This is a genomic window from Mycobacterium sp. (genome assembly GCF_052145595.1).
GTDB lineage: Bacteria > Actinomycetota > Actinomycetes > Mycobacteriales > Mycobacteriaceae > Mycobacterium.
Genome location: NZ_JBKQOI010000317.1, coordinates 1 through 6,433, shown reverse-complemented (window position 1 = coordinate 6,433; position 6,433 = coordinate 1). Strand labels below are relative to the sequence as shown.

Here is a 6,433-nt window from a genome sequence, read left to right as displayed (position 1 = left end):
GTCATCAAGGACTGAGGCGGGCGAAATCTTCCACAAGATCGGCGGCGGCCGCAACGCTGACGGCGGGTTTGGTCATCCGGGTGGCGATCTCGCGGGCCCGGGCGACGTATTGCGGGGCGAGGATGGTACGGAGGTCCGTGACCAGCGATTTCTCGGTGGTGGCCGAAAAGCGCCGGACAGTGCCCACCTTCAGCCGTTTGATCCGAGCTCCCCAGAGCGACTGATCGAGGTCCGTCGAAAGGATCAACGTGGGGATCCCGGCGCGCAGGCCCGCGGCGGTGGTGCCCGTGCCACCGTGGTGCACGACGGCGCGGCAGGCCGGGAAGGTGGCCGCGAAATTCACCGCGCCCACAACCTTGACGTGCTCGAAATGGGGGATGTGGCTGAAGTCAGTCCCGGCGGAGCAAACCAACGCCCGCTCACCTAACCGCGCGCAGGCCGCGCTGATCATGGCGAGCGTGTCGGCCGGAGATTCGACGGGTATGCTGCCAAACCCGAAGTAAATCGGCGGTGTTCCCGCGGCAATCCACGACGCGACCTCCTCATCGGCATCCGTTGGCAACTCCATCGTCAGCGCGCCGACAAAGGGCCGTTGGCCATCCCATTTCGCCCATTCGGCTGCCAGCCCGGGAAAGCACACCTCGTCGTAGGCCTGGATTTCCAGCCATCCGCGCTTTGCGATCCGACGCGATGCGGGGCCCGTTGCCTTTGGTAGGCCCAGTTCACGGCGCTGCGCGTCCTCGAGCTTCTTTGACATGCGCCAAGACAGCCACTCGAACACCGTAATTGCGGAGCGGCCCAGCGGCGCCGGCAGGATCGGAACGAGCTGGCCGTTGGCCCGCATCGGGAAGGTATGCAGCGTGGCCAACGGAATGGCGTAATGCTCCGCGACGTTGGCAGCGGGCTGCTCGAAATTCACGCCGGTGACTAGGAGGTCGGCCCAGTCTGCCAGCGACGTCAGCGTCGTGCTGATCTCCCCCCAGCGCTGGATAACGGGCTCCTCAACTTCGCGCCGCAACCTGATCAGATCCTGGATCCTCCAGGGGTTGCGGAAGAAACGTGTCCAGAAGTTGCGGTGCGCGTCCAGAATGGCCCGCGCATCCGGCCCGTAGGCGACCGCGGCAAGCCCAGCCGACTCGACGAAGCCAACCAGGTCGGGCGGGACTGCCACGCACACGTCGTGCCCGCGGCGCAGCAGCTCACGGCCGACAGCGACGCAGGGCTCGATATCGCCGCGACTTCCCCAGCTTGCCAGCACAAATTTCATCTCGGATCCTGGCCTTTCACTTCCCGTGCGCGTTCTGCGGAATGAAGGCGGCAGCCTCGCGCCCCTGGCTCAGCCGCCCGGCAGTTTAACCCGATACCCGCGCTATCGACCTGAAATCCAGAAGTTATGAGCAAGCGGCCGACAACACCGGACCGCCGCGGGAGAGCCCCGGGACTGTCCTTCAGCCGCTGTCAACCCAAGGGGATGCAATCAGCAACCAGCATATCGGCAAGAGAACACCGTATTGCACTGCGCAGGAGAGCCGGCCGCCGTGCACGCCGGTTTGACTGCGGGCGAAGCCGTGCCGGAGACGCCCGCACGCGGCGATCGATCATGTCGTGCATCGGTGGCGAGTTTTTCTCCAGCCCGGCGGCGATCCCATCAACCCACGCCGAGGCAATCGACCAGATGCGGTCGGCGCCGATCATCCCGACCGCCCGCCGTCACCGATCAGCCAACACGCCGCAGGCGGGCGAAATCTTCCAGCAGATCGGCGGCGGCCGCAACACTTTCGGCGGGTTTGGTCATCCGGGTGGCGATCTCGCGGGCCCGGGTGACGTATTGCGGGGCAAGGATGCGACGGAGATCCGCGACCAGCGATTTCTCGGTAGTGCTCGACAAGCGCTGAGCGGTGCCCACCTTCAATCGTTTGACCCGAGCTCCCCAGAGCGTCTGATCGCCCCCCCTCGAAAGGATCAACGTCGGGACTCCGGCGCGCAAGCCCCCAGCCGTGGTGCCCACGCCACCGTGGTGCACGACCGCGCGGCAGGCCGGGAAGGCGGCCGCGTAATTCATCGTGCCCACCACCTTGACGTGCTCAAAACGGGGGACGTTGCTGAAGTCACTCAAGCCGGCGCCAACCAACGCCCGCTCGCCCAACTGCGCGCAGGCCGCGCCGATCATGGCGATCGTGTCGGCCGGAGATTCGACCGGCATGCTGCCAAAGCCGAAGAAAATCGGCGGTGTTCCCGCGGCAATCCACGACGCGACCTCCTCATCGGCATCCGTTGGCAACTCCATCGTCAGCGCGCCGACAAAGGGGCGTCGACCATCGAATTTCGCCCATTCGGCTGCCAGCCCGGGAAAGCACACCTCGTCGTAGGCCTGGATTTCCAGCCATCCGCGCTTTGCGATCCGACGCGACGCGGGGCCCGTTGCCTTTGGTAGGCCCAGTTCACGGCGCTGCGCGTCCTCGAGCTTCTTCTCCATGGGCCAACCCAGCCACTCGGACGCCGTGATTGCGGCGCGGCCCAACGGCGCCGGCAGCATCGGAACGAGCTGACCGTTGGCCCGCATCGGGAACATATGCAGCGTGGCCAACGGAATGTCGTAATACTCCGCGACATTGGCAGCGGGCTCCTCGCCAATCACGCCCGTTAGCAGCAGGTCGGCCCCCTCCGCCAGCGACTTCAGCGTCGCGCTGGTCTCCCCCCAGCACTGCGTAAACAGCTCCCAATCTTCGCGCCCCAACCTGATCAGATCCCGGATCTTCCAGAAGCGGGCGAAACGCGTCAAGAGGTCGCGATGCACGCCCTGCCACCGCCGCGAATCCGGCCCGTTGGCGACCGCTGCAAGCCCAGCCGACTCGACGAAGCCAACCATGTCAGGCGGGACTGCCGTGCGCAGTTCGTGCCCGCGGCGCAGCAGCTCACGGCCGACGGCGACGCCGGGCTCGACATCGCCGCGAGTTCCATAGCATGCCAGCACAAATTTCATCGCCGGTTCTAGCCTTTCACTTGTCGTACGCGTAGGCAACGTCAGGGCATCGGTCAGTATCCCTGGTTCTTCGCCCGTCGGCTGGGCGTTCGCCAATTGGCTTCGGCTGATCGTTCGCCGTTGGTCCCGACCGCAGCGACGTTCGTAGGCGGCGGCGACTGGTAGCGGAGCACGGGGCTCCGGGACGCGAGCGAGGTATGTCACGCCGCCCGAGGGTCACAACACCGGTGTCCCGAGGACGATCACGGCAACGAGGTGCAGCGGCTGCCCGATAGCTGCGACAGCGATCCCGCAGGTGTCCGCGACTACGCGATCCTCCTGCTGCGGTGCACGGCCACGCCGAGGTAGCGGTTGTGTGCCGGCTAGCGGGCGATGACCAGTTCGCTGCGGCCGGATCTTCGGGTTACCGGGGTGGTGCCGGCTTAGCGTTGCAGCGCGTTCGGCGTGTCAAATTGCTCTGTGTGGTGACCGATTTCGCTGGGGACGCGGGCGGCGAGGCGGTCCCCGAGGCCGGGGAAGCTGAGGTAGATCCCGTCGCCCGCGACCGCTTTTCCCGAGTCCGGATTCCTGGGTTGGTTCGCGCGGCCTTGGAGGCGATCGCTCAGCAAGAGCTCACCATGCGGCGCACCTAGTTCCACCGCGCCTCGCGCAGGGCCGGCAATTGGGTCGCGGTGAGTGCGATGGTGGTGGCCTTGGCCCGGACCAGGTAGTCGCGCACCGGCTACTGTTCGGCGTCCTGGGCGTCAAGGACACGCACCGCGAACCGGTCCGGCCAGCCATGGCGCGCGGAGCGCAAGGTTTTCGACGGCATCTTCGCTGGGCTGAGGTTTGGGCGCAACGCCGCGTCCTGCTTACGTTTTGGACCGTCGCGGATCTACGGACGTTTCCGTGGGTGTCTTTGCTCCACGCATGGCTAGCCCACCGGGTAGTGTTCCGGCCATGTGGGGCCCGGTGCTGGGATTGGCGCTTCTGGTGGCGCTCAATCCGATGCTTCTCGGCGTCGTCCTTCTCATGATCTCCCGGCCACGACCCGTGCAAAACCTGCTCGCCTACTGGGTCGGCTGCCTGATAGTGAACGTCCCGTGCCTGCTGGTTCCGCTGATGGCGCTGCACTTAACACCAACGTTTACATCTTTTGCGCAAGATTTGGCCACCCCGGCCACGACCGCGAGCTCCACCGTCCGGCACATTGAACTCGGCATGGGTGTACTCGCGCTATCGATCGCAGCCCTGATGACAGTGCGCTTCTTGGCGCGCCAGCGTCAGCGGGCGCGGCTGCCGACACCGGACGGCAACACGCCGACCCTGGTGCTGGACCCGAATACACCGACCGCAATCTCGTGGCTGGAGGGCCGCGCGCAGGATGCGGCGACGGAGGGCGGATCTGCAATCCGGCGGCTGCTCGGCCGCGCCCACAATGCGTGGGACAACGGATCCTTGTGGGTCGCGTTGGTACTCGGCCTCGGAACCACGCCGCCACCGCTGCTGGTTGTATTCGTAGACACCACGATCGTGGCCTCGGGAGCCGCGATCGGCACGCAGGTCAGCGCCGCCATCGCGTTCGTCGTCGGGATGTATGCGGTTGTCGAGATCACCCTCGTCAGCTATCTGGCCACGCCGGCGAAAACCCTAGTGGTACTGCGACCGCTGCACGACTGGGCGCTGGCTCACCGTCGGCAGATCCTGGTAGCCATGTTCACAGTGGGTGGGGTCTCGCTGGTGGCCTACGGCGTGGGCAGCGTCTGAGCTGGTGGCTAGAGCCCGGCTGCCTGGTGCGGCGCCCGTTCCGGGCTGAAAAGTGGCGCAGTGGTCACTTTGCAATGCCGTGTCATCTTGGTTCCGAGAGACCGCGAATGCCTGAATCAGTGGATGGGACCGGTGACATGAGAATCTACTGACGTTTCCGTTGGTCCGGTTTCGCCTCGCCGGCGCGGATGCCAAACTCGCCCAGATGGACCAGATCCGCTCCAGCCGCAGCAAGGCCGTACAACTCGGCATCGCCGGCTTCACCGACACCCCGGACGTACCGTCAACCCACCAGGACATCGAAATCGGTTCTGAAACAACAGAATACGAACTCAACAGTCAAATGCGATTTAGTTCGGAGAAGAGGTCGCGGTGCACATCCTGCCACCTCCGCAATCCGGCTCGTAAGCGACCGCCGCAAGCACAACCGACTCGATGAAGCCGGCCAGGCCAGCCGGGACCGCCGGGCGCACTTCATGCCCGCGGCGCAACAGCTCACGGCCGACAGCGACGCCGGGCTTGACATCGCCATGAGTTCCATGAAATCTCAGCACAAATTTCATCGCGGAGATCTCTTGCCTTTCAGTCGTCGTCGTACGCGTACGCAACGTCAGAGGCATCGGTCATTGTCCCTGGTTCGACTGTCGGCTGGACGTTCGCCGATTGGTTTCGACTGCAGAGGCGTTCATTACTTGCGCCACAGCACACAAGTCCAGTCGATGTCCACGATCTCCGCGGAAACTCCATGTTTCGCGCGGTAGTCGGTGACAGCTTGCCGACACGACTTGAGCGCGCGGTAGTCATCAATGATGCAGAAACCCCCGGGGGACAGTCGCGGGTAGAGCGCGTCGAGCGCTTGTATCGTGGATTCGTAGAGGTCGCCATCAAGCCTCAATACAGCGATGCGATCGATCGGAGCATCGTGCAGGGTGTCCTTGAACCAGCCAGGAAGAAACTGGACCTGGTCATCCAGCAGGCCGTAGCGCTGGAAATTCTCTCTGACTTCCGTTTCTGACACCGCCAGTATGCCCGCAAAGAGATCCCCTCTTTGCCCTTTATCTGCTTTGTACGTTGCCGCGTCCGGGCGTGGCAGGCCGGCGAACGAATCGGCTAGCCAAACGCATCGCGTCTCATCGCCATAGGCTGCCAGGACCGCGCGCATCAGGATGCAAGCCCCTCCCCGCCACACTCCACATTCGACGAGATCGCCGGGGATGTCGTCAGCCAGTACCGTCTCAACGCAACGCTGCAGACTGGTGAGTCTCTCCATTCCAATCATCGTCTCGGCCTCCGCCGGCCAGCGTGCGCCCATCCGCCTGAGAGTTTTGAAAAGGAGGCGTCGCCGCAGTGGCCACCCCACGGGCATTCGCTCTCGCATCCCGTATCTGGTGAGGTTGCGTCGGATCAGGTCGAGGTACAGAGATCGAACGTCGAGATCAGTCACACAGTCGCAACCGCCTCTATCTCGCATGCCAGTACTACCGCCGACGAGTTTAGGTTCTCATTAACGCCGTATTTCGGAGTTTTGCAAGATCAGATCGCCAGAGTGTTCGGATGTTTACTTCAATATGCTTGTGCTAGTCCGAAGTTACGACGGCTTTCGGGCGTGATCTGATCCCTGAGCTGGACAGAGGGCTGTGAACCGGCTTAGATATGTAGTCAGAATTATTGGCGTGTCGCATTCACTGATTCGTCGATACCCGA

The 6,433-nt window shown here is 64.1% G+C and carries 5 protein-coding genes and 1 pseudogene; 2 read left to right on the top strand and 4 right to left on the bottom strand.

All coding sequences use genetic code 11. From position 1 onward, the window contains the following. Positions 1-4: 4 nt before the first annotated feature. Positions 5-1,267 (bottom strand): glycosyltransferase, encoded by a 1,263-nt coding sequence (locus tag ACLP4W_RS26810; RefSeq protein ID WP_442390406.1) that lies wholly within the window; start codon positions 1,265-1,267, stop codon positions 5-7. Between the two features lie 450 nt (positions 1,268-1,717). Further along, a complete protein-coding gene (locus ACLP4W_RS26805; protein ID WP_442390405.1) occupies positions 1,718-2,983 on the bottom strand; it encodes a glycosyltransferase in 1,266 nt (421 codons plus the stop codon). Positions 2,984-3,447: 464 nt separating this feature from the next. On the opposite strand from ACLP4W_RS26805, the gene ACLP4W_RS26800 reads away from it, so the two are divergent. Continuing rightward, complete coding sequence (locus tag ACLP4W_RS26800) at positions 3,448-3,615, top strand: hypothetical protein (protein ID WP_442390404.1); 168 nt, start codon at positions 3,448-3,450, stop codon at positions 3,613-3,615. 307 nt (positions 3,616-3,922) lie between these two features. Beyond that, complete coding sequence (locus ACLP4W_RS26795) at positions 3,923-4,729, top strand: GAP family protein (RefSeq protein ID WP_442390407.1); 807 nt, start codon at positions 3,923-3,925, stop codon at positions 4,727-4,729. Positions 4,730-5,074: 345 nt separating this feature from the next. Here the strand turns inward: ACLP4W_RS26795 and ACLP4W_RS26790 are convergent. Beyond that, positions 5,075-5,292 (bottom strand): annotated as a pseudogene (locus ACLP4W_RS26790) (glycosyltransferase); the annotation flags it as partial. Positions 5,293-5,417: 125 nt separating this feature from the next. Continuing rightward, entirely contained in the window at positions 5,418-6,173 is a 756-nt protein-coding gene (locus ACLP4W_RS26785) for a TylF/MycF/NovP-related O-methyltransferase (RefSeq protein WP_442390403.1), read from the bottom strand. Between the last annotated feature and the right edge of the window lie 260 nt (positions 6,174-6,433).

Bases quoted from the DNA above. Each gene is read 5' to 3' on its own strand.
- ACLP4W_RS26810 (WP_442390406.1), bottom strand. From the start codon at position 1,267: ATGAAATTTGTGCTGGCAAGCTGGGGAAGTCGCGGCGATATCGAGCCC.
- ACLP4W_RS26805 (WP_442390405.1), bottom strand. From the start codon at position 2,983: ATGAAATTTGTGCTGGCATGCTATGGAACTCGCGGCGATGTCGAGCCC.
- ACLP4W_RS26795 (WP_442390407.1), top strand. From the start codon at position 3,923: ATGTGGGGCCCGGTGCTGGGATTGGCGCTTCTGGTGGCGCTCAATCCG.